Source organism: Bradyrhizobium sp. (assembly GCF_030646015.1).
Taxonomy (GTDB): domain Bacteria; phylum Pseudomonadota; class Alphaproteobacteria; order Rhizobiales; family Xanthobacteraceae; genus Bradyrhizobium.
This window is the reverse complement of sequence record NZ_JAUSLT010000062.1, coordinates 1-20988: the sequence shown is the minus strand read 5'-3', so window position 1 is coordinate 20988 and position 20988 is coordinate 1. Positions and strand designations below refer to the sequence as shown.

Below are 20988 nucleotides of genomic sequence, written 5' to 3'. Positions count from 1 at the left end.
AACGATGGCGACCCCGATCAGCGTTGCCGACGGCAGCCGCATGTCGCCGGTGCCGCGCAACACCGAGGCCAGCGTATTGACCAGCCAGATCGAAACCGCGCCGGAGAACAGCACCTGGGAATAGTGCAGGGCCTGTTCCAGCACGGCGTCGCGCCCGCCCAGCAGCATGAAGAACGGCCGGCCGAACAGCAGCATCACGGCAGTGAAGAACAGTCCGGCGAGCAGGCCGATCATGACCGCGTGCAGCGCCAGCGTCGCCGCGCGGTCGCGCTCGCCGGCGCCGAGCGCGCGGCTGATCGCGGATGAAACGCCGCCGCCCATGGCGCCGGCCGACATCATCTGGGTCAGCATGACGAAGGGAAACACCAGCGCGATCGCGGCCAGCGGCTCGAGGCCGAGGCGGCCGATATAGGCGGTCTCGGCGACCGCAACCAGGGTGGTGCCGACCATCGCGACGACATTGGGAAGCGCCAGCTTCAGCAGGGTCGGCAGGATCGGCGACGTCAGCAGGCCGTTGGCCGCGACCTTTGCCGGCGCTGCGGGCGGGGCTTCAATGGTCATGCGTCACCCGTCACCCCAAACCCTGGCTAAAGAATTATGAGTGACATATTATGAACAGCGCGCGCAATCCATCCCGGCGCCACGCATGGTCACCATGGCAGGCCGCATAGGTCGATGACGCCCTGCCGCGGCTTGCGGCTGAAATCGAACACGAACGGCGCCATCGCCTCGAAGCGAACGCGGGCCCCCTTCTGTTCGGCATAGACTTCGCCGGTGAAGGGGTGCCAGCCGCGCGACTGGTAGAACGCGAAATTGTGCGGTTCGCAGAACAACAGCGCGAATTGCACCGCTTCGTGGTGGCGCATCGTCTGGATCGCGGCGTCGAGCGCGAGGCTGGCATAACCCTGCCGCCGGCAATCCTCGCGGGTCGAAACTCCGCCGATGCCGCCGATCTGCACCTTGCGGCCGTCCCAGGTGGCGTGGCGGAAGTAGATGCCGACATGGCAGGCCAGGCCGGCCTGGCTCCCTTGCGGCGCCTCGATCAGCACGCGGAGGTCGGCATGGGCCCACTCGACGTGCCCCCATGGCAGCTTTGCAACGGCGTCGGCCGGCCAGACCGCCTCGAACAGCGGCTTGGCCACAGGCCACGATGCGTCCCCGTTCAATACGTCGATCTCGATGCTCACTTTTTCGCCCTTTTCTGGTGCGCTGTCTGGCCTGGTCGTCCCAAATTGCCGTGTTTAAGCTGGCGGAACCTTCTATAAGGGGTCCCGTTAAGCCCACGTCTCCCATCATTGCGGACATCACCCATGACCTTCACGCTTCCCGACCTTCCCTATGCCTATGACGCGCTTGCTCCTCATATGTCGAAGGAAACGCTGGAATTCCACCACGACAAGCATCATCAGGCCTATGTGACCAACGGCAACAATCTGCTGAAAGGCACCGAATTCGAGGGCAAGTCTCTCGAGGAGATCGTCAAGGGCTCGTTCGGCAAGAATGCGCCGCTGTTCAACAATGCGGGCCAGCACTACAACCACCTGCATTTCTGGAACTGGATGAAGCCCAATGGCGGCGGCGACAAATTGCCCGGCCGTCTCGCCAAGAAGATCGACGAGGATCTCGGCGGGCTGGAGAAGTTCAAGACCGATTTCGCCGCCGCCGGCGTCGGCCAGTTCGGCTCGGGCTGGGCCTGGCTGTCGGTCAAGAACGGCAAGCTCGAAATCTCCAAGACCGCCAACGGCGAAAGCCCGCTGGTGCACGGCGCCACGCCGATCCTCGGCGTCGACGTCTGGGAGCACTCCTACTACATCGATTATCGCAACCGCCGTCCCGACTATCTGAAGGCGTTCGTCGATCATCTGGTGAACTGGGAGTATGTCGACCAGCTGTTCTCGAAGGCGTGATCAATCGTTCACATCGTCTTCCGAGACAAGGCGCGCCCTTACCCTCCCCTGGAGGGGCCGAGACGAGCGAAGCTCGCTCTTGGGTCGACGCGAATGAAATGAGCGGCGGGGTGGGGTGAAAGTCTCTCCACTCGAACAGTGGTCCGAGTTGAGAGATCACCCCACCCCGGGTCGCATTTCGCTTCGCTGCATGCGAACCGACCCTCCCCCTCCAGGGGAGGGTAGAGGTTCGAGAACCATTCGGAACACCCCGGCAGGGGCACGGTGGGGTCGGTGAAAAGCTATCTTCTGGTGTTTGTCGGCGGCGGGCTTGGTGCGTCGCTGCGTCATGCGGTCAACATGATCAGCGCGCGGGGCCTCGGCACGGCATTTCCCTGGGGCACCTTCATCATCAATATTTCCGGCTCGCTCGTCATGGGCCTGATCGCCGGCTATCTCGCCTTCAAGGGCGAGGCCTCGCAGCCCTGGCGGCTGTTTCTGATGACCGGCATTCTCGGCGGTTACACCACCTTCTCGGCATTCTCGCTCGATGCCGCGCTGCTCTACGAGCGGGGCGAGATCGCCTCCGCGCTGTTCTACGTGCTGGGCTCGGTGGTGCTGTCGATCGCCGGCCTGTTCGCCGGCCTCGCGCTGATGCGCCACCTCACCTGAACCCATAGCGTTTTCGAGCGAAGTGGATACCGGTTCGCGTGAAGAAAACGCGTCAAAAAACCGGAGCCGTGCGCCCGCGCATGGCTACCCATCTGCCGCGCATGGGTGGCGCCGTCGTTCCGTTTGCTTCGCTGTGCCGGCAAGACTAAGCAAGTTCAGCCCTTTTCACCTCCCAGACCGATTGCCTTGGCAGAACTCCCCCTGAAAGACCCGGCGCCCGCCGACGACGCCGCGGACACCGAGCCGCGCCCCGGACGCATCCGCAAGCCGATCGGCTGGTCGATGATCGTGATCGCCGTGCTGGTGGCGGTCTGCGTGGTGCTGGTGTGGCGCCGCGACGGCGTCCATGGCGTCACGGAAATCCTCTTCAGCGATCTGGAGTTGTTCGGCGGTATCCTGCCGCGAGTGCTGGCGGGCTGCCTGCTCGGCGCCTTCATCGCCGAGATCCTGCCGCACGAGAAGGTGTCGCGCGCGCTGGGGCCGAATTCCGGCCTGAAGGGGTTGCTGATCGGCACCGCGTTCGGCGCCATCCTGCCGGGCGGACCGTTCACCGTCTATCCGGTGGCGGCAGCCCTGCTCACGGTCGGCGCCGATTTCGGCGCCGCCATCGCCATGGTGGTGAGCTGGACGTTGATCGGCTATGGCCGCGCCATCGTCTGGGAATTGCCGATCATGGGCACCGACTTCACGCTGTGGCGCATCGTGATCTCGCTGCCGCTGCCGATCCTGGCCGGCGCGCTCGGCCGCTTCGTCTATATCCGGATCTATCCGAAGGGCGCGCCGCCATGAGCGCGCTGATCGTCGACATCATCCTGTGGGGTTCGGTCGCCGTGCTCGGATTCATGGCCTGGCAGCGCGGCCGGCCCGTGCTGGTCTCGTCCGTGCGCGAAGGCACGCTGGATTTCATCAATATCGTTCCGCGCATCGCGCTCGGCGTGATCGGCGCGGGCTATATCGCCGCGGTGATTCCTTCCGAAGTGATCACCGGCTGGCTCGGGCCTGATTCAGGCTGGCTCGGCGTGCTGATGGCCACGGTCGCGGGTGCCGCCACGCCGGGCGGCCCGGTGATCGGCTTCTCGCTCGGCGCCGTCGCCATGAAGGCCGGCGCCGGCCCGCCGCAGGTCATCGCCTATGTCACGGCCTGGGCGCTGTTCGCGTTCCAGCGGCTGATTCTCTGGGAGATCCCGTTCATGCCGGCGCGTTTCGTCTGGTTCCGCGCCGCGGTATCGCTGCCGTTCCCGTTCGTGGCGGCGGCGATCGCGATGGCGGTCGGGAAGCCGTAGGCACTGAGAACGCCCCGGTAGACACCCGTTATGTTATATTATAACGTTTTTCCATGGTTCCTTCCCACCCCCACAGCCATGACCACGGCCACCACCACGCGCACAGCCACGGCCCGTCCTCGCCGCATCCGGCGCAGTCGGCACCCTGGTCGATCCTGCGCATGACGGTTTTCGCCCGGCTCGGGGCGGCGCTCGCGGTCAGTGCCGGTTTGTGGGCTGTCGTGTGGCTGGCGATGAGGTGAGCATGGCCACGCAGCTGCAATTCCGCGATGTCACGCTGGGCTATGACCGGCACCCGGCGGTGCACCACCTCGACGGCGAGGTCGCCACCGGCGCGCTGCTCGCGGTGGTCGGTCCCAACGGCGCCGGCAAGTCGACACTGTTTCGCGGGCTGGTCGGCATCCTCAAGCCGCTGGCGGGCTCGATCGGGCTGGGCGACCTCAACGTCCGCGATATCGCCTATCTGCCGCAGACCGCCGATATCGACCGCAGCTTTCCGATCTCGGTATACGATTTCGTCGGCACCGGGCTGTGGCGCGAGACCGGATTTTTCGGCGGCATGGGCAAGTCTGCGCGCGACAAAATCGCCCAGGCGCTCGGCGCCGTCGGCCTCAACGGTTTTGAGAATCGTCCGATCGGCACGCTGTCGGGTGGGCAGATGCAGCGCATGCTGTTCGCGCGGGTGCTGTTGCAGAATGCCCGGCTGATCGTGCTGGACGAGCCCTTCAACGCCATCGACGCCAAAACCTCGGCCGACCTGCTGGCGCTGGTGGGCCATTGGCACGCCGAGAAGCGCACGGTGCTGGCGGCGCTGCACGACATGGATCTGGTGCGCGCCCATTTTCCGGAAACCCTGCTGCTGGCGCGCGGCCCGGTGGCCTGGGGCCCCACCGCCGAGGTCCTGACATCGGAGAATCTGACGGAAGCGCGCCGGATGTGCGAAGCCTTCGACGACGGCGCGCCGGCCTGCGCGGTCGACGACCTGCCGTCGCGGGCGGCGTGAAGCGATGATGTATGACGCGCTGATCGCGCCCTTCACCGAATTCGAATTCATGCGCCGGGCGCTCGCCGCCGTGATCGCGCTGTCGCTGGGCGGCGCGCCGATCGGTGTGTTCCTGATGCTGCGGCGGATGTCTCTCGTCGGCGACGCCATGGCGCATGCCATCCTGCCGGGCGCCGCGATCGGCTTCCTGCTGTCCGGCCTCAGCCTGTTCGCGATGACCGCGGGCGGCTTGATCGCAGGCTTTACCGTCGCGATCCTCGCAGGGTTAGTCGCGCGAAATACCGAACTGAAGGAAGACGCTTCCCTGGCGACCTTCTACCTGGTGTCGCTGGCGCTCGGTGTCACCATCGTCTCGATCAAGGGCACCAATATCGATCTGCTGCACGTGCTGTTCGGCAATATCCTGGCCATGGACGACCAGACCCTGCTGGTGATCGCCTTCAACGCCACCATCACGCTGCTGGTGCTGGCGGTGATCTTCCGCCCGCTGGTGATCGAATGCGTCGATCCGGTATTCCTGCGCACCGTCAGCCGCGCCGGCGCGCCGGCGCATCTGGCGTTTCTGGCGTTGGTGGTCATCAACCTCGTCAACGGCTTTCACGCGCTCGGCACGCTGCTCGCGGTCGGGCTCATGATCCTGCCCGCCGGCATCGCCCGGTTCTGGTCGCGCGACATCACCGGCATGATCTGCATTGCGGTGGCGAGCGCGATCGTATCGGGCTATGCGGGCCTCGTGCTGTCGTTCCACACGAAAGTGCCGTCGGGGCCTGCGATCATCCTGGTGGCGGCGGTGCTCTATATTGGGTCGCTGCTGTTCGGCCCGGTCAGCGGGCTGGTCAGGCAGATGTTTCCCCGCCGGCATCTCGAGGCGTAACGATGCGCTTGAACTCCCCCATCGCCGCTCGCTCGGTGCACCTCTCCCCTTGTGGGAGAGGTCGGATCGCATCGCCAGATGCGATCCGGGTGAGGGGGGCAGGTCCATCGATAGACCGTAACCCCTCACCCCAACCCTCTCCCACAGGGGGAGAGGGGGCTCACCGACTTCGTTGCGGCATCGAGCCAGAGCCCCGATCAAGGTGGATGCGAGCAGTGCTCCGGTTTATTGTCTTCATCGGCATCGCACTCGCGATGATCGTTTCACCCGCCAGCGCACAGGATCGCCTCAACGTCGTCGCCAGTTTCTCGATCATCGGCGATTTCGTGCGCAATGTCGGCGGCGAGCGCGTCAGCGTCACCACGCTGGTGGGCCCCGATGGCGACGCGCATGTTTACACGCCGACACCGGCCGACGCGAAGAAGATTGCCGACGCAAGACTCGTCATCGTCAACGGCCTCGGCTTCGAAGGCTGGCTGTCGCGGCTGGTGCAATCCTCCGGCAAGAAGCCGACCATCGTCACCGCGACCAGGGGCATCGCCCCGCGCAAGCTCGGCTCCGAGGCCGATCCGCATGCCTGGCAATCGGCCGCCAATGCGAAAACCTACGTGACCAACATCCGGGATGCGCTGGCCGCGGCCGACCCGGCCGGGGCCGAGACCTATCGCGGCAATGCGCAAACCTATCTGGAAAAGCTCGATGCGCTCGACCGCGAAACACGGGCGGCAGTGGCGCAGATCCCGCAGGACCGCCGCAAGGTGATCTCGACCCACGATGCGTTCGGCTATCTCGCCGCCGCTTACGGGATCGAATTCGTGGCGCCGCTGGGCGTTTCCACCGAATCCGAGGCCAGCGCGCGCGATATCGCCCGCATCATCACCCAGATCAGGACCCAGAAGATTCCGGCGGTTTTCCTCGAAAATATCAGCGACAGCAGGCTGATCCGGCGGATATCGGCCGAGACCGGCGCCCGGGTCGGCGGAACGCTGTATTCCGACAGCCTGACGGGCGAAAAGGGCGACGCCCCCACTTACATTGATATGGTCAGGCACAATATAAAGGCCCTGACCAGCGCGCTCGCCAATTAGGGCAGGGGCCCTCCCTGCCGCCGGCACGATCAGCGCGAAATACCGCCCTTCCGGAGTGATTATGGCTGAACCGACATCCCAAAAAATTCCCGTGACCGTGCTGACGGGCTATCTCGGCGCCGGCAAGACCACGCTGCTCAACCGCATCCTTTCGGAAAACCATGGCAAGAAATACGCCGTCATCGTCAATGAATTCGGCGAGATCGGCATCGACAACGACCTGATCATCGGCGCCGACGAAGAAGTGTTCGAGATGAACAATGGCTGCGTCTGCTGCACCGTGCGCGGCGACCTCGTGCGCATCCTCGACGGGTTGATGAAGCGCAAGGGCAAGTTCGACGCCATCATCGTCGAGACCACGGGCCTCGCCGATCCGGCCCCGGTGGCGCAGACCTTCTTCGTTGACGAGGACGTCCAGAAGCACGCGCGGCTCGACGCCGTGGTGACGGTGGCCGATGCCAAGTGGCTGAACGACCGCCTCAAGGACGCGCCCGAGGCCAAGAACCAGATCGCCTTCGCCGACGTCATTGTGCTGAACAAGACCGATCTGGTGAGCAAGGCTGAATTGGCCGAGGTCGAAGCCCGGATCCGCGCCATCAACCCCTACGCCAAGCTGCACCGCACCGAGCGCTGCCAGGTGGCGCTGTCGGACGTGCTGGAGCGCGGCGCGTTCGACCTCGACCGCATCCTCGAACTCGAGCCGGAATTTTTGGACGCCGGCGATGGCCATGACCACGATCACGATCATCATCACGGACATGGCCACGACCACGATCACAGCCATGGCCTGAAGCATTATCATGACGAAGATATGCAGTCGTTGTCGCTGCGGTCCGACAAGCCGCTCGATGCCACGAAATTCATGCCGTGGCTGCAGAACCTGGTCGCCAGCGAGGGCCAGAAGATTTTACGCTCCAAGGGCATTCTCGCCTTCACCGACGATGACGACCGTTACGTGTTCCAGGGCGTCCACATGATGCTGGAGGGCGACCACCAGCGCGCCTGGAAGAAGGGCGAAGCCCGCGAGAGCCGCCTCGTCTTCATCGGCCGCGAATTGCCCGAGCAGATGATCCGTGACGGCTTCGAAAACTGTATCACCACGTGATGAAAGAGTTCGATCCCGGCACCAATGCCGCCTCCATCGTATCGGTCACCGACCGGGTGCGCCCGCTCGCGATCGGCATGCCCGTCACCTCGCTGCATTTTCTCGGCGATATCGCCGCCTTCGTCGGCGCCGAGGAAAGCGTGGCGCTGGTGAGCGCCGACGGTGAGATTTCGTCAGTCGCGGTCCATGGCGGCGGCATTCTCTGCGCCGCAACCGACGGCGCCCGCATCGTCATGGGCGGCGACGACGGCAAGGTCGTGGCGCTGGATAAAAAGGGCGAGGTCACGCTGCTCGCGACCGACGCCAAGCGGCGCTGGATCGACAATGTCGCTGTCCATCCCGACGGTGCCATTGCATGGTCCGCCGGCAAGACCGCCTATGTCCGCGGCGGCAAGGGCGAGGACAAGTTTTTCGAAGTGCCGTCGACCGTCGGCGGCCTGGCGTTTGCGCCGAAGGGGCTGCGGCTCGCGATCGCGCATTACAACGGCGTGACGCTGTGGTTTCCCAACATGGCCGCCAACGCCGAAGTGCTGGAATGGGCCGGCTCGCATCTCGGCGTGGTGTTCAGCCCCGACAACAAGTTCCTGGTCACCGCGATGCACGAGCCGGCGCTGCATGGCTGGCGGCTCGCCGACACCAGGCACATGCGCATGACCGGCTATCCCGGCCGCGTCCGGTCGCTGTCCTGGAGCGCCGGCGGCAAGGGACTGGCGACATCAGGCGCCGATACCGTGATCATCTGGCCGTTCGGCAGCAAGGACGGCCCAATGGGCAAGGAGCCGGCGATGCTGGCGCCGCTGCAGGCGCGCGTTTCGGCAGTCGCCTGCCATCCGAAGCAGGACATTCTGGCGGCCGGCTACAGCGACGGCACCGTGCTGATGGTGCGGCTGACCGACGGCGCGGAAATCCTGGTGCGCAAGAACGGCGGCGCGCAGGTCTCGGCGCTGGCCTGGAACGCCAAGGGCACCCAGCTGGCGTTCGCCGCGGAAGATGGCGAGGCGGGGTTATTGGCGCTGTAGCGCGAGGTGCCGGCCCGGAATCCATCCGACATCGTGGTGGCCGCCTGTGGCCTGAACTGCCGTGGAACCCCGCCACCGTTCAAACGTTGACCCTCGCGAACCAATTCGCGTTGAACCAACGGTGAAACCCATGCTTCCGGACGACAGCCAACGCGCCTACAGGACGAATATGCTGCTGGCCGGCGCCATGGTGGTGGCCGGGCTCGCTATCACAGGCCTGTCGGTGGCCAGGCTCGACGCCAGCAAGCCGCATCCGCAGATGGCGCAGGCGACGCAGCCGCTGCAATCGACGCCGGGCGCAGAATCCAAACCGTCTGCGCCGGCTGAGCCCGCGACCACAGGCGCGCGGCCGACCGGCGTGCCGCCCGAGCCCGCGCGGCCCGATGCCGACGCGCAAAAGGCGGGCGCCCAGCCCGCGTTGCCGCCCGCGCCGGCCGAGAAGACGGCGCCACCGATCAAGGACCGGTAACGGCATTCACACTCTTCATCTTCTCTGGTCCTCATCACTCGGTCCTCATCCTGAGGAGCCGCGCGCGCTTCGCGCGGCGTCTCGAAGGATGGCGGCGGGCTACATGCCAGATGGTTCGAGACGCGCGCCAGCCAGCGCAAAGCGCGCTGTCTGGACGCGCTCCTCACCATGAGGCAGCGGCGTATCTCACCCAAGAAGCGAAGGATGGCTTGAGCGGGTAACGGCGGCTTCGATCGTCGGTCAGCGCGCGCCCTTCAGTGTGCAGGATGTGGAGCAGGTGGTGGTCACGCCGCGATCGCAGGCGATGCAGGCGCCTACGCACTGCTTCATGTCCTTGGGATTGTAGACGCTATAGAGCTTCCTGGCGCAGTTCCCGATCGAGCCGGTGACGTCATTATTGTCAGGCGAGCACGCAGCCAGTGCCGCCGCGAACAGGACGATAGCGATGATGGCGCGCATGGTCAGCGCTCCGCTGAAGAAGCCTTCGCTCGAAACGCGGCGACGGCTCCAGGCCTCGCAGGAAGTACCCTTCAGCGTGGCACGGCATGGTTAATGTCTGGTTATGACGCATCCGCGCATTCTCGATTCGTCATCACCGGGCTTGACCCGGTGATCCATCTTTCTTGAATGATGGATACGCGGATCAAGCCCGCGCATGACAATCGAGTACGACGCGCTGGCGCAGCCTCACCTGACCAGCACGTTCCGGAACTGCCAGGGATCCGACGTGTCGATATCCTCCGGAAACAGCCCCGGCCGGTCCGTCAGCGGCGTCCAGTCGGTGTAAAAGCCTTTGACCGGGCCGAGATAGGGCATCTGGATTTCCAGCAGACGATCGAAGTCCATCTCGTCGGCTTCGACGATGCCTTCGTTCGGGTTTTCCAGCGCCCACACCATGCCGCCGAGCACGGCGGAGGTCACTTGCAGGCCGGTGGCGTTCTGATAGGGCGCGAGTTTGCGGGTCTCTTCGATGGAGAGCTGCGAGCCGTACCAGTAGGCATTGTTGTCATGGCCGTACAGCAGCACGCCGAGCTCGTCGATGCCATCGACGATCTCGTTTTCATCGAGGATGTGGTGCTTTTCCTGCATCTTCGCTGCGCGGCCGAACATTTCATGCAGCGACAGCACGGCATCGTCGGCCGGATGATAGGCATAGTGGCAGGTCGGCCGATAGACCGCCGTGCCCGACGCGTCCCGCACGGTGAAGTAATCGGAGATCGAGATCGACTCGTTGTGGGTAACGAGGAAGCCATACTGCGCGCCGCGGGTCGGGCACCAGGTGCGCACGCGCGTGTTGGCGCCGGGCTGCATCAGGTAGATGGCGGCGCCGCAGCCGGATTGGTGGGTCCGTGCATTCTCGGGCATCCATTTTTCATGGGTGCCCCAACCAAGTTCGGACGGCTGCACGCCTTCCGACAGGAAGCCTTCCACCGACCAGGTGTTGACGAAGACGTCCGGTTCCTTCGGCGACTTGGAGCGCTGGGTGTCACGTTCGGCGATGTGGATGCCCTTGATGCCAGCCTGCCGCATCAAGTCCGCCCATTCGGCTTTGGTCTTCGGCTTCGGGGCATTGAGCTTCAGATCGGCGGCGACATTGAGCAGCGCCTGCTTGACGAAAAAAGACACCATGCCCGGATTGGCGCCACAGCAGGAGACTGCCGTGGTCGAGCCCGCGGGTCGCGCCTTCTTGGCGGCCAGCGTTGCTTCGCGAAGGGCGTAGTTGGAGCGCGCTTCCGGGCCCTTCGACGAATCGAAATAGAAGCCGAGCCATGGCTCGTTGACCGTGTCGATATAGAGAGCGCCCAGTTCGTTGCAGAGCTCCATGATGTCGGTGGAGCCGGTATCGACCGAGAGATTGACGCAAAAACCCTGGCCGCCGCCTTCAGTGAGCAACGGAGTCAGAAATTCGCGATAATTGTCCCTGGTCACGCCCTTCTGAATGAAGCGTACATTGTGTTTTTCGCAAAGCGCCTTGCGACCCTCGTCCTTGGGATCGATCACGGTGATGCGCGACTTGTCGTAATCGAGATGCCGCTCGATCAGCGGCAGCGTGCCTTTGCCGATCGAACCGAACCCGATCATGACAATGGGACCGGTGATCTTCGCGTGGATGGGCGATGGCGAGGACATTGGCTTTGGACTCCAGTAAAAGGAATAGCTGTCGGCGTTCGCAGGGGGTCAGTCGGAACGCTGCTTCGCGGTGATTTCGATCTCGACCTTCATCTCGGGCTTGTAGAGCCCGGCGACGACGAGAAGTGTTGCGGCGGGACGGATGTTGCCGAGAACTTCGCCGCAGACCGTAAGCACGGCGTCGGCGTCCCTGGCGTCGGTGATGTAGTAGGTCGCCCGCACGATGTCGGTCATCGCAAAGCCGCCTTCCGCGAGCGCGGCCTCGATGGTCTTGAAGCAGTTCCGTGACTGGCTCGTGACGTCAGGTGGCATCGTCATGGTGGCGTAATCGTAGCCGGTGGTGCCGGCGACGAAGGCGAAATCACCGTCGATGACGGCGCGGCTGTAGCCGGCGGCTTTCTCAAACGGCGAGCCGGTGGAAATCAGGCGGCGGGGCATCGTATCGACCTCGGGGCGGAACATGGCGTGGCTGGGGTTGAGGCCACGCAATGCCGCGTCTGGCCCCTCAAATCAAGCGGCGTGAGTGGCCAGCTTACGGGCTTTTCCGGCCAGCCGCAGCCTGGCTTTCGGCGCTTCCGCACCTGTCGCCGCGATCATGCCCCAGGCGCCGTCGAGCGCGCCCGCGCGCAACTCGAGGCCGAGCAGCCGGTCGCGCTCGAACGGGCCGGGCAGCGACAGCTCGCCGGTGCCAAGGGGCGAGAAGCCGAAGCGGGCATAATAGGGCGCGTCGCCGAGCAGGATCACGGCGCCATGGCCCCGCACCTTCGCCGCCGCCAGCGCATGGTCCATCAGGGCAGCACCGATGCCGAGTTCGCGGCAGGACGCGTCGACCGCCAGCGGCCCCAGCACCAGCGCGGGCTTGCCCCCGGCGCTGACGTGCCACAACCGCACGGTTCCGACCAACTTGCCCTGGCGCACGACCGAAAAGGCAAGGCCTTCGGCGGGCGCGCGTCCGTCGCGCAGGCGCTGGCAGGTGCGCGTATGGCGGTTTCCGCCAAAGCAGGCATCCAGCAGCGCTTCACGCGCAACGACGTCCGAGGCACGCTCCGCACGGATCGCGAACGGGGCGGCGTCGGAAATGAGGGCAACAGTGGTGTTCCGCAAAGCAGTCATGGCACGTCAGTCCTCGCTCCGGCCGGCGGTGAGCCAGCGGAGCGTTGTCGGCAGATAGTCGATGGAGGGATGGGAGCCGGCGCGCCGGCTCCCGGTTAGTCGAGCCTCAACGAGGCCTCAGATGTGGTAGGTGCGCAGCGGCGGGAAGCCGTTGAACGCCACCGACGAGTAGGTCGACGTATACGCGCCGGTGCCTTCGATCAGCAGCTTGTCGCCGATCTCGAGCGTCACCGGAAGCGGGTACGGCAGCTTCTCGTACATCACGTCCGCGGAGTCGCAGGTGGGCCCTGCGAGCACGCACGGCGTCATCTCGGCGCCGTCATGCGGCGTCTTGATGGCGTAGCGGATCGACTCGTCCATCGTCTCGGCGAGACCGCCGAACTTGCCGATGTCGAGATATACCCAGCGCACCTCGTCCTCGTCGCTCTTCTTGGAGATCAGAACGACTTCGGTCTCGATGATGCCGGCATTGCCGACCATGCCGCGGCCCGGCTCGATGATGGTCTCCGGGATCGCGTTGCCGAAATGCTTGCGCAGCGCACGGAAGATCGACCGGCCGTACTGCACGACCGCCGGAACTTCCTTCAGGTACTTGGTCGGGAATCCGCCGCCCATGTTGACCATGGACAGGTTGATGCCACGCTCCGCGCAGTCGCGGAAAACCGACGACGCCATCGACAGCGCGCGGTCCCACGCCTTCACCTTGCGCTGCTGCGAGCCGACATGGAACGAGATGCCATAGGGCTCCAGGCCGAGCTGCTTGGCGAGGTCGAGCACGTCGACCGCCATTTCCGGATCGCAGCCGAACTTGCGCGACAGCGGCCATTCGGCGCCGGCGCAGTCATAGAGGATGCGGCAGAACACCTTGGCGCCGGGGGCGGCGCGGGCGATCTTCTCGACCTCGGCGGTGCAGTCGACCGAGAACAGGCGAATCCCGAGCGCGAAGGCGCGCGCGATATCACGCTCCTTCTTGATCGTGTTGCCAAAGGAGACACGCTCCGGGGTCGCACCCGCGTCCAGCGCCATCTGGATCTCCTGCACCGAGGCGCAGTCGAAGCACGAGCCCATCGAGGCCAGCAGCGACAGCACTTCCGGCGCCGGGTTGGCCTTGACCGCATAGAACACGCGGCTGTCCGGCAGCGCCTTCGAGAAGGTCTGGTAATTGTCGCGCACGACCTCGAGGTCGACGACGAGGCAAGGCTCGACGTCCTGGCCCTCGTTACGGCGGCTGCGCAGGAATTCCTGGATACGTTCAGTCATAGTAGCACCCTCCCAAACGGCCCCAGCGACGGAGACACGTTCAAAAAATGATCTCGGATCAGAGCGCTCCGGCCACGTTGCGCGATGGAGGCGCGACGCGGCCAAAAAACTCAGACCGAACTGTGCTGCCGTGGATTGGTTGGGAAGGATCCCGCCCGCACACCTGGCAATGAAGGACAAGCCTCTTCGGTATTCGCGCCGGCTGATGGAAAGCCGGCAGAGACCAAAAAAGCCCGATCCGTCGTTGCTTTAAGTCGCGTCCCCCGTTGAGAACGAGGTGCGCCGGTTCGCCTCCGGCTGCCAGTCACGGTTGCAAGGATCGAAGAGACCTTCAACGGCATCTCTTGAGAGAGATGCTGGCCTCTCAAATCTCGCGATCTGAGCGACCCTCGGTTCTTCGTCCCTTGGCGGCTGTCCGGCCTCTTGTCCGGATACCTACCGACTGACACACGACCACAGGCACGTGCGAAATTGGGCAAGAGTGCAGATAGGGGATTTGATCCTGCTTCGCAACATTTTTTTTAGGCTGGGGACAGATTTGCCTAACATGTGCTTGCAGTGTTGCTCACGGCGCACGCGAGCGGCGCTGAACGTGAACAGACGTTAAGTTTTGTTAAGGGAGAGCAAGCGGCCTGCAAGGGCGCGCAAGTATTTTCACGGGGCCGGCGCGGCTTTGTCGCGCAGCCGACTTCAGGCGCGGCGGGTGAACGGCTCGACGCGCTGTGCGGCGCGGATGAACGCCGCCATGATGAAGACGCCGATCGCGAACAGCACCGCCTGCAGGATGTGCGCGCTGGTGTCGTCCAGCCCGAACAGGATCGCGAGCGCCCAGCCGCCGGCGAACGCCGCGCCGAACACCTCGGCGCCGATCAGGATCGCGGCACTGATGACGGTGATGACGCTGGGCCAGATGATCCGGCGGGGAGCGGTCGGGGAGGGCTGCGCGTTCATGGGGGCCAAGGTCCTGTTGCGGGCGCAATCTCTATGAAAAGGCCCCTGCTATCAAGCGCAAAAGGGCCTAAAAAAGCCCCATCGCGTGATATAGGTCCCTGCATTCATTCGCAGACCAAAACGGGAAATATTGATGTCGGAAAGCTCGGAAATGGCGGCCGCCTCGAAGGCCCAGGCAAACCCGCTTCTGAAGGCCTGGCAGACGCCGTTCGAGACCCCGCCATTCCCCGAAATCGCGCCGGAACACTTTCTGCCGGCCTTCGAGCAGGCCTTCGCCGATCACGCCGCCGAGATCGTCGCGATCGAGCACGATCCCGCGGCCCCCGATTTCGCCAACACCATCACGGCGCTGGAGCGCTCCGGCAAGCTGCTCTCCCGGGTGGCGGCGGTGTTCTACGACCTGGTCTCGGCGCACTCCAATCCGGAGCTGCTGGAGATCGACAAGGAAGTGTCGCTGCGGATGGCGCGGCACTGGAATCCGATCATGATGAACGCGGTGCTGTTCGGCCGCATCGCGCTGTTGCACGACAACCGCGCCGATCTCGGGCTGACCGGCGAGCAGCTGCGGCTGCTGGAACGCACCTATACCCGCTTCCACCGCGCCGGCGCCGGGCTCGACGAGGGTGCCAAGAAGCGGATGGCCGAGATCAACGAGCGGCTGGCCCATCTCGGCACCGCCTTCAGCCACCATCTGCTCGGCGACGAGCAGGACTGGTTCATGGAGCTCGGCGAGGCCGATCGCGGCGGCCTTTCCGACAGTTTCGTCGCGGCGGCGAAGGCTGCGGCCGAGGAGCGCGGCATGGCCGGCAAGGCGGTCATGACGCTGTCGCGCTCCTTCGTGGAGCCGTTCCTGAAGAGCTCCACCCGCCGCGACCTGCGTGAAAAGGTGTTCAAGGCCTTTACGGCGCGCGGCGACAACGGCAACGCCAACGACAACAACGAAACCATCCTCGAGATCCTGAAGTTGCGCGAGGAGACCGCGAAACTGCTGGGTTTTGCCACCTTCGCCGCCTACCGGCTGGAGGACTCGATGGCCAAGACGCCCGAGGCGGTGCGCGGCCTGCTGGAGCGGGTCTGGAAGCCGGCCCGCGCCCGCGCGCTCGCCGACCGCGATGCCCTGCAGGCGCTGGTCGCCGAAGAGGGCGGCAATTTCGCGCTGGCGCCGTGGGACTGGCGCTACTACGCCGAGAAACTGCGGCAGATCAGGGCCAATTTCGACGACGCCGCGATCAAGCCGTACCTGTCGCTGGATCACATGATCGAGGCTTCCTTCGACTGCGCCAGCCGGCTGTTCGGCATCACCTTTGCCGAGCGCAAGGATATTCCGGTCTGGCATCCGGACGTCCGGGTATGGGAGGTGAAGGATGCCGCCGGCAAGCACAAGGCGCTGTTCTATGGCGACTACTTTGCCCGGCCGTCAAAACGTTCCGGCGCCTGGATGACGTCGCTGCGCGACCAGCAGAAGCTCGATGGCGAGGTCGCGCCGCTGATCCTCAATGTCTGCAACTTCTCCAGGGGCGCCGACGGCCAGCCGTCGCTGCTGTCGCCCGACGACGCCCGCACCCTGTTCCACGAATTCGGCCACGCGCTGCACGGGATGCTGTCGGATGTGACCTACCCCTCGCTGTCGGGCACTTCCGTGTTCACGGATTTCGTCGAGCTGCCGTCGCAGCTGTACGAGCACTGGCAGGAGCAGCCCCAGGTGCTCAGGCAGTTTGCCCGGCACTACCAGACCGGCGAGCCGCTGCCCGACGACCTGCTGAAGCGCTTCATCGCCGCGCGCAAATTCAACCAGGGTTTTGCCACCGTGGAGTTCGTCTCCTCGGCGCTGATCGATCTCGAATTCCACACCCAGCCCGCACAGGATATCCCGGATGTGGGGGCGTTCGAACGCGCCGAGCTGGAGAAGATCGGGATGCCCGCGGAAATCTCGTTGCGGCACCGGCCGACCCAGTTCGGCCATATCTTTTCCGGCGATCACTATGCCTCGGGCTATTACAGCTACATGTGGTCCGAGGTGATGGACGCCGACGCGTTTGGCGCCTTCGAGGAGGCCGGCGACATCTTCGATCCCAAGGTTGCAAAACGGCTGCACGACGACATCTATTCCTCCGGCGGCTCGCGCGATCCGGAAGATGCCTATATCGCGTTCCGCGGCCGCGAGCCGGAGCCCGACGCGCTGCTGCGCCGCCGCGGCCTGCTTGAAGAACCAAAGGCGGCCTGAGGTGAGCAAGGTGAAACTGAAACAGGGGTTGCTGGGCTTGTTGCTGCTGGCCGGCGTCGTCGCTTTCGGCGCCAGGCAGGCGCAGGCCCATCCGCATGTCTTCATTACGGCCTCCAGCCAGGTGATCTACGCTCCCGACGGCTCGATGACAGGCGTGCGCCACGCCTGGACCTTCGACGACATGTTCTCGACCTACGCGCTGCAGGGCGTCGAGACCAAGGTCAAGGGCGTCTTCAGCCGCGAGGAGCTGGCGCCGCTGGCGCAGACCAATGTCGAATCGCTGAAGGAATTTGCCTTCTTCACCTTCGCCAGGGCCGACGGCAAAAAGGAAAAGTTCCTGGAGCCGGTCGATTACTTCCTGGAACACAGGGATGGCGCCCTGACGCTGCATTTCACGCTGCCGCTGAAGACTCCGGTGAAGCCGAAGCTTCTGGCGCTGGAAGTGTTCGATCCCGCCTATTTCATCGACTTCAAATTCGCCGACAAGGACCCGATCAGGCTGGTCGGGGCGCCCGCCTCCTGCCAGATGAAATTCCAGCGCCCCAATGACGGCACCGCCGCGACAGCGCAGAAGCTCAACGAGGAGAATTTCGCCAGCGGCGATAACTCGAACTACGGCGCGATGTTCGCCAACAAGATCACGGTGGAATGCCCGTGATCCCGCAGCCCGGCCCGAGGGTTTCGCGCGGGCTCATGCTTTGTGCCGCGGCGGCCATCGCCGTTTGGCTGCTTGATGGCGGCATGCATGCGCTGCTGGCGCAGACGCCGTTCGGCGCGCCGAAGCGCGCCCCTGAACCCCAGGTCGGCGGCATCGTCGGCTGGATTCTCGCCAAGCAATCGGAATTCTACCGCGAGATGTCCGCGACCATCCGCGCCGCCAAGTCCGATGGCTCGGCGGTCTGGACGCTGCTTGCCATTTCCTTTGCCTACGGCATCTTCCACGCCGCCGGCCCCGGCCATGGCAAGGCGGTGATCTCGTCCTATCTGGTCGCCAACCAGGAGACCGCGCGGCGCGGCATCGTGCTGTCGTTCGCCTCGGCGCTGATGCAGTCGCTGGTCGCCGTCCTGATTGTCGGGGTTTGCGCCTGGCTGCTCAACGCCACCGCCAAGACCATGTGCGGGACGGAAAGGGTCGTCGAGATCGCCAGCTACGCGCTGATCGCGGCGTTCGGCGCCCGGCTGGTCTGGACCAAGGGCGGCGGTTTCATGCGCGCGCTGCAGGCCCGCGCGCCGGTGCCCGCGATCGCGGGCGCCGCGCAGCATCATGGTCATGACCACGGTCATGCGCACGACCACCACCATCATGATCACGGACACCACCACCACGACGATGATCCCGGCCACGTCCATGACGAGCATTGCGGCCACTCCCATGGTCCGGTCCCGAGCGAACTGGCCGGCCCGGGCGGCTGGCGCCGCGGCTTTGGCGCGATCCTCGCGGTCGGCATCCGGCCGTGCTCCGGCGCCATTCTGGTGCTGGTGTTCGCGCTGGCGCAGGGCCTGTTCTGGGCCGGCATCGCCGCGACCTTCGTCATGGGCCTCGGCACCGCCATCACGGTCGCCACCATCGCCGTCATCGCGGTGTCGGCAAAAGATCTCGCCCGCCGCCTCAGCGGCGGCAGCGAGGGCGGCGGCGCGCTGGTGATGCGCGGCATCGAATTCGGCGCGGCCGGACTGGTGCTGCTGTTCGGGGTGGGGCTGCTGTTCGGGTATCTCGCCGCGGAGCGGGTGACGTGTTTGTAAGGCGCTAGACCCGTAGCCCGGATGGAGCCAACGGGCCGGCGCGACGCGCCGCCCGATGGCGCAATCCGGGAATGCTGTGGCGGCAGGCGCGCGGTTGAGGAAGCCGCTCGGATTTGCTACAATATTACTATGGAACGCGATGAAGCCATAAGCCGATTGAAGCGGCACGAAGCCGATTTGAAGCGGCTTGGCGTCGAACATCTTTACATGTTCGGCTCGACGGCGCGCGGCGAGGCCAAACACGATTCCGACGTAGACCTCTTTTTCGATTATCAAAAGGGCAAGCTCGGCGTGTACGAACTGATGGACGTCAAGGAATACGCCGCCAGCATCCTTGGCCGCAAGACCGACATCATGACGCGCGACAGCCTGCACAAGACACTCCGGGAAGCGATAGAAGCAACAGCCGTCCGCGTGTTTTAGTGACGGCGCGTTCGCTCATCCCACGCTTGACGGACATCATCGAGGCGATCGAACGCGTCAATGGTGTATTGGTGGATTTGTCGCTCGAGGCATTCGAAAACGACTGGCAGCGGCAATGGCTCGTCGAGCGCGGTGTTGAGATTATTTCCGAAGCCAGTCGTCATCTTCCAGATGACTTGAAAGCGCGTAATCCGGAAATCCCCTGGCAGAAAGTTGCGGGGATTGGCAACGTGCTGCGCCACAACTACGAGAATATCGCAGCAGCTGTCCTATGGAAGCTGGCGCAGGCCGACTTGTCGACATTGGAAAAAGCCTGCCGCTCCGAACTCGCTGCGGAACAAAGCCGAGGGCGCCGCTGATACTTGGACAACCGGGGAATTCATGTCACGCGAACAATTCTGGTTCTTCCACCCGTTCCGGGTACGATATTCCGAGATCGACGGCCAGGGCGTGGTGTTCAACGCGCACTACCTGACCTATTTCGACACCACCATCACCGAGTATTTTCGCGCACTCGGCTACGACCAATTTGCCGACGCCAAGGCGACCGGAATCGACTTCCACGTCGTCAAGTCGCTCATCGAATACAAGGCGCCGGTGCTGTTCGACCAGGAACTCGACGTCGGCGCGCGGGTGGCGCGGATCGGCAATTCGAGCGTCGTGTTCGAACTCGCCATCTTCCTGAAGGGCGGGGTTGACGCGCTGGTAACTGGCGAGATCGTGTGGGTCTATACCGACCAGCAGACCCATCGCCCCGTCCCGATCACGAAATCAATCCGGGACTTGATCGCCACGCGCGAGCCGCACCTCGCCTGATGCATCTCAGGGCAGGAAGGATGCGAAGGCGTTGGCGATCACCATCGCGAACACCACAATGATCAGAACCCACCACACCTGAACCGCGATGGCTGCGCCGCCGAGTGTGGCCGCGATACCCGCCAGCAGTTTCTCCTCGCGAAAGATGACGGCGAACACCGCAAATGTGATGGCGAGCAGGCCCAGCGCGACCGCTGTCGTTGAAAGTGCCTGCTCCCAGGTGGTGCCGGCCGGACGCTGCCCGGTCGTCTCCCGCGATTTGATTTCGAGCCGTTTGATGCGGAAGATCAGGTGCTCGGTATCCTTCTTCGCGGCCGCCTCGGTCACCTGAGTGATCGGTCTATCAAGCAGCGCGTCCGGCAACAGATAGGTCAGCGCCGAGACCAGCAGCGCCAGCAGGCCGACCGCGCTTCCGATGATGCCAAGCCGGCGGGATTGTCTGACAGCATCCGTCACATGAAAACTCCACGCACATCGGAGCGGGTGAATTCGCCCTCCTGCCGCGCCCCCTTGGTGCGGTCCATCGGCCTGAAGGTTCAACGTGAACCAAAGCTGCGCTTTCCGGCCCCTGCGACAAATCAACCCGTCGGGTAAAATTTCGCTTTTCCCGAAACCCAAATCACCGTTATGACTCCCGCCATCCTGTCCCCTTAGGAAGGGGCGTTGGCCATCGTCACCGAACGTTGGGATGGGATTGCGGTGGACGCGACGGCATCGAGCGCGGAATGGGATTGCAGGGCGGGATAAATTCCGTGAGCGGTCACAGGACGCGCAAGACGAGCGGTGTCGAAACGTACGGCAAAATCGTGTGGACCTGACGCCTCAGTGGTCGGCGTCAAGTCTGCGGAAGGCAAGTCGGCCCGACCGGGCGCGGATGAGCCAGCTATCCGCAGGCGACGGAGGCGAGAAGAGCCCGATACTCCGGGGTG

Annotated in this window: 26 protein-coding genes; 17 read left to right on the top strand and 9 right to left on the bottom strand. The window is 64.5% G+C overall.

From position 1 onward, the window contains the following. Together Q7T45_RS08655 and Q7T45_RS08650 are read right to left on the bottom strand one after the other, a co-directional pair. On the bottom strand, window positions 1–561 hold a 561-nt coding region (locus Q7T45_RS08655; RefSeq protein ID WP_304869730.1), incomplete at its 3' end, for an MATE family efflux transporter. 89 nt (window positions 562–650) lie between these two features. Further along, the gene (locus tag Q7T45_RS08650) at window positions 651–1187 is read right to left on the bottom strand and encodes a GNAT family N-acetyltransferase (RefSeq protein ID WP_304869728.1); all 537 of its coding nucleotides are present in this window, start codon (window positions 1185–1187) and stop codon (window positions 651–653) included. 123 nt (window positions 1188–1310) lie between these two features. On the opposite strand from Q7T45_RS08650, the gene Q7T45_RS08645 reads away from it, so the two are divergent. The 11 genes from Q7T45_RS08645 (at window position 1311) to Q7T45_RS08595 (ending at window position 9399) form a co-directional block, all read left to right on the top strand. Further along, a complete protein-coding gene (locus Q7T45_RS08645) occupies window positions 1311–1907 on the top strand; it encodes a superoxide dismutase (protein WP_304869726.1) in 597 nt (198 codons plus the stop codon). A gap of 264 nt (window positions 1908–2171) precedes the next feature. Further along, window positions 2172–2558 (top strand): fluoride efflux transporter CrcB, encoded by a 387-nt coding sequence (crcB, locus tag Q7T45_RS08640; RefSeq protein ID WP_304869724.1) that lies wholly within the window; start codon window positions 2172–2174, stop codon window positions 2556–2558. Between the two features lie 186 nt (window positions 2559–2744). Beyond that, on the top strand, window positions 2745–3347 hold the full coding sequence (locus Q7T45_RS08635) for a permease (RefSeq protein WP_304869723.1): 603 nt from the start codon (window positions 2745–2747) through the stop codon (window positions 3345–3347). Further along, entirely contained in the window at window positions 3344–3841 is a 498-nt protein-coding gene (locus Q7T45_RS08630) for a hypothetical protein (RefSeq protein WP_304869721.1), read from the top strand. The genes Q7T45_RS08635 and Q7T45_RS08630 overlap by 4 nt, the downstream gene beginning before the upstream one ends. A gap of 53 nt (window positions 3842–3894) precedes the next feature. Further along, a complete protein-coding gene (locus tag Q7T45_RS08625; RefSeq protein ID WP_304869719.1) occupies window positions 3895–4083 on the top strand; it encodes a hypothetical protein in 189 nt (62 codons plus the stop codon). Between the two features lie 2 nt (window positions 4084–4085). Continuing rightward, window positions 4086–4844 (top strand): metal ABC transporter ATP-binding protein, encoded by a 759-nt coding sequence (locus Q7T45_RS08620; RefSeq protein ID WP_304869717.1) that lies wholly within the window; start codon window positions 4086–4088, stop codon window positions 4842–4844. A 4-nt stretch (window positions 4845–4848) separates the two neighbouring features. After that, complete coding sequence (locus Q7T45_RS08615) at window positions 4849–5718, top strand: metal ABC transporter permease (RefSeq protein WP_304869715.1); 870 nt, start codon at window positions 4849–4851, stop codon at window positions 5716–5718. Between the two features lie 206 nt (window positions 5719–5924). Then, window positions 5925–6806 (top strand): metal ABC transporter substrate-binding protein, encoded by an 882-nt coding sequence (locus Q7T45_RS08610; protein ID WP_370691241.1) that lies wholly within the window; start codon window positions 5925–5927, stop codon window positions 6804–6806. 61 nt (window positions 6807–6867) lie between these two features. Continuing rightward, complete coding sequence (locus Q7T45_RS08605) at window positions 6868–7911, top strand: GTP-binding protein (protein ID WP_304869712.1); 1044 nt, start codon at window positions 6868–6870, stop codon at window positions 7909–7911. After that, on the top strand, window positions 7911–8930 hold the full coding sequence (locus Q7T45_RS08600) for a WD40 repeat domain-containing protein (RefSeq protein WP_304869736.1): 1020 nt from the start codon (window positions 7911–7913) through the stop codon (window positions 8928–8930). The genes Q7T45_RS08605 and Q7T45_RS08600 overlap by 1 nt, the downstream gene beginning before the upstream one ends. Window positions 8931–9060: 130 nt before the next feature. Further along, the gene (locus tag Q7T45_RS08595; RefSeq protein WP_304869710.1) at window positions 9061–9399 is read left to right on the top strand and encodes a hypothetical protein; all 339 of its coding nucleotides are present in this window, start codon (window positions 9061–9063) and stop codon (window positions 9397–9399) included. 240 nt (window positions 9400–9639) lie between these two features. Here Q7T45_RS08595 and Q7T45_RS08590 read toward each other — a convergent pair whose 3' ends face one another. The 6 genes from Q7T45_RS08590 to Q7T45_RS08565 all read right to left on the bottom strand — a co-directional run bounded on the left by Q7T45_RS08590 (window position 9640) and on the right by Q7T45_RS08565 (window position 14853). After that, on the bottom strand, window positions 9640–9858 hold the full coding sequence (locus Q7T45_RS08590; protein WP_304869708.1) for a hypothetical protein: 219 nt from the start codon (window positions 9856–9858) through the stop codon (window positions 9640–9642). Window positions 9859–10086: 228 nt separating this feature from the next. Then, window positions 10087–11529 (bottom strand): homospermidine synthase, encoded by a 1443-nt coding sequence (locus tag Q7T45_RS08585; protein WP_304869706.1) that lies wholly within the window; start codon window positions 11527–11529, stop codon window positions 10087–10089. A gap of 48 nt (window positions 11530–11577) precedes the next feature. Then, window positions 11578–11967: a RidA family protein gene (locus tag Q7T45_RS08580; protein WP_304869734.1), complete on the bottom strand. Its 390-nt coding sequence runs from the start codon at window positions 11965–11967 to the stop codon at window positions 11578–11580. Between the two features lie 72 nt (window positions 11968–12039). Next, on the bottom strand, window positions 12040–12642 hold the full coding sequence (locus Q7T45_RS08575) for a GNAT family N-acetyltransferase (protein WP_304869704.1): 603 nt from the start codon (window positions 12640–12642) through the stop codon (window positions 12040–12042). 117 nt (window positions 12643–12759) lie between these two features. Then, entirely contained in the window at window positions 12760–13902 is a 1143-nt protein-coding gene (locus tag Q7T45_RS08570; RefSeq protein WP_304869702.1) for a type III PLP-dependent enzyme, read from the bottom strand. A 690-nt stretch (window positions 13903–14592) separates the two neighbouring features. Beyond that, the gene (locus Q7T45_RS08565) at window positions 14593–14853 is read right to left on the bottom strand and encodes a hypothetical protein (RefSeq protein ID WP_304869700.1); all 261 of its coding nucleotides are present in this window, start codon (window positions 14851–14853) and stop codon (window positions 14593–14595) included. A gap of 133 nt (window positions 14854–14986) precedes the next feature. Between Q7T45_RS08565 and Q7T45_RS08560 the strand changes: the two genes are divergently transcribed. The 6 genes from Q7T45_RS08560 to Q7T45_RS08535 all read left to right on the top strand — a co-directional run bounded on the left by Q7T45_RS08560 (window position 14987) and on the right by Q7T45_RS08535 (window position 20059). Beyond that, window positions 14987–17077, top strand: coding sequence for a M3 family metallopeptidase (locus tag Q7T45_RS08560; RefSeq protein WP_304869698.1), 2091 nt, complete (start codon window positions 14987–14989; stop codon window positions 17075–17077). A 16-nt stretch (window positions 17078–17093) separates the two neighbouring features. Next, window positions 17094–17735 carry a DUF1007 family protein gene (locus Q7T45_RS08555; RefSeq protein ID WP_370691243.1) on the top strand — a complete coding sequence of 214 codons (642 nt, stop codon included), beginning with the start codon at window positions 17094–17096 and terminating at the stop codon, window positions 17733–17735. A gap of 35 nt (window positions 17736–17770) precedes the next feature. Beyond that, window positions 17771–18820: a nickel/cobalt transporter gene (locus Q7T45_RS08550; RefSeq protein ID WP_370691242.1), complete on the top strand. Its 1050-nt coding sequence runs from the start codon at window positions 17771–17773 to the stop codon at window positions 18818–18820. Between the two features lie 129 nt (window positions 18821–18949). Further along, entirely contained in the window at window positions 18950–19243 is a 294-nt protein-coding gene (locus tag Q7T45_RS08545; RefSeq protein ID WP_304869694.1) for a nucleotidyltransferase family protein, read from the top strand. 26 nt (window positions 19244–19269) lie between these two features. Beyond that, a complete protein-coding gene (locus tag Q7T45_RS08540; protein WP_304869692.1) occupies window positions 19270–19602 on the top strand; it encodes a DUF86 domain-containing protein in 333 nt (110 codons plus the stop codon). Window positions 19603–19624: 22 nt separating this feature from the next. Further along, on the top strand, window positions 19625–20059 hold the full coding sequence (locus Q7T45_RS08535; protein ID WP_304869690.1) for a thioesterase family protein: 435 nt from the start codon (window positions 19625–19627) through the stop codon (window positions 20057–20059). 6 nt (window positions 20060–20065) lie between these two features. On the opposite strand, the gene Q7T45_RS08530 is transcribed toward Q7T45_RS08535, so the two are convergent. Continuing rightward, window positions 20066–20515: a hypothetical protein gene (locus Q7T45_RS08530; RefSeq protein WP_304869688.1), complete on the bottom strand. Its 450-nt coding sequence runs from the start codon at window positions 20513–20515 to the stop codon at window positions 20066–20068. Between the last annotated feature and the right edge of the window lie 473 nt (window positions 20516–20988).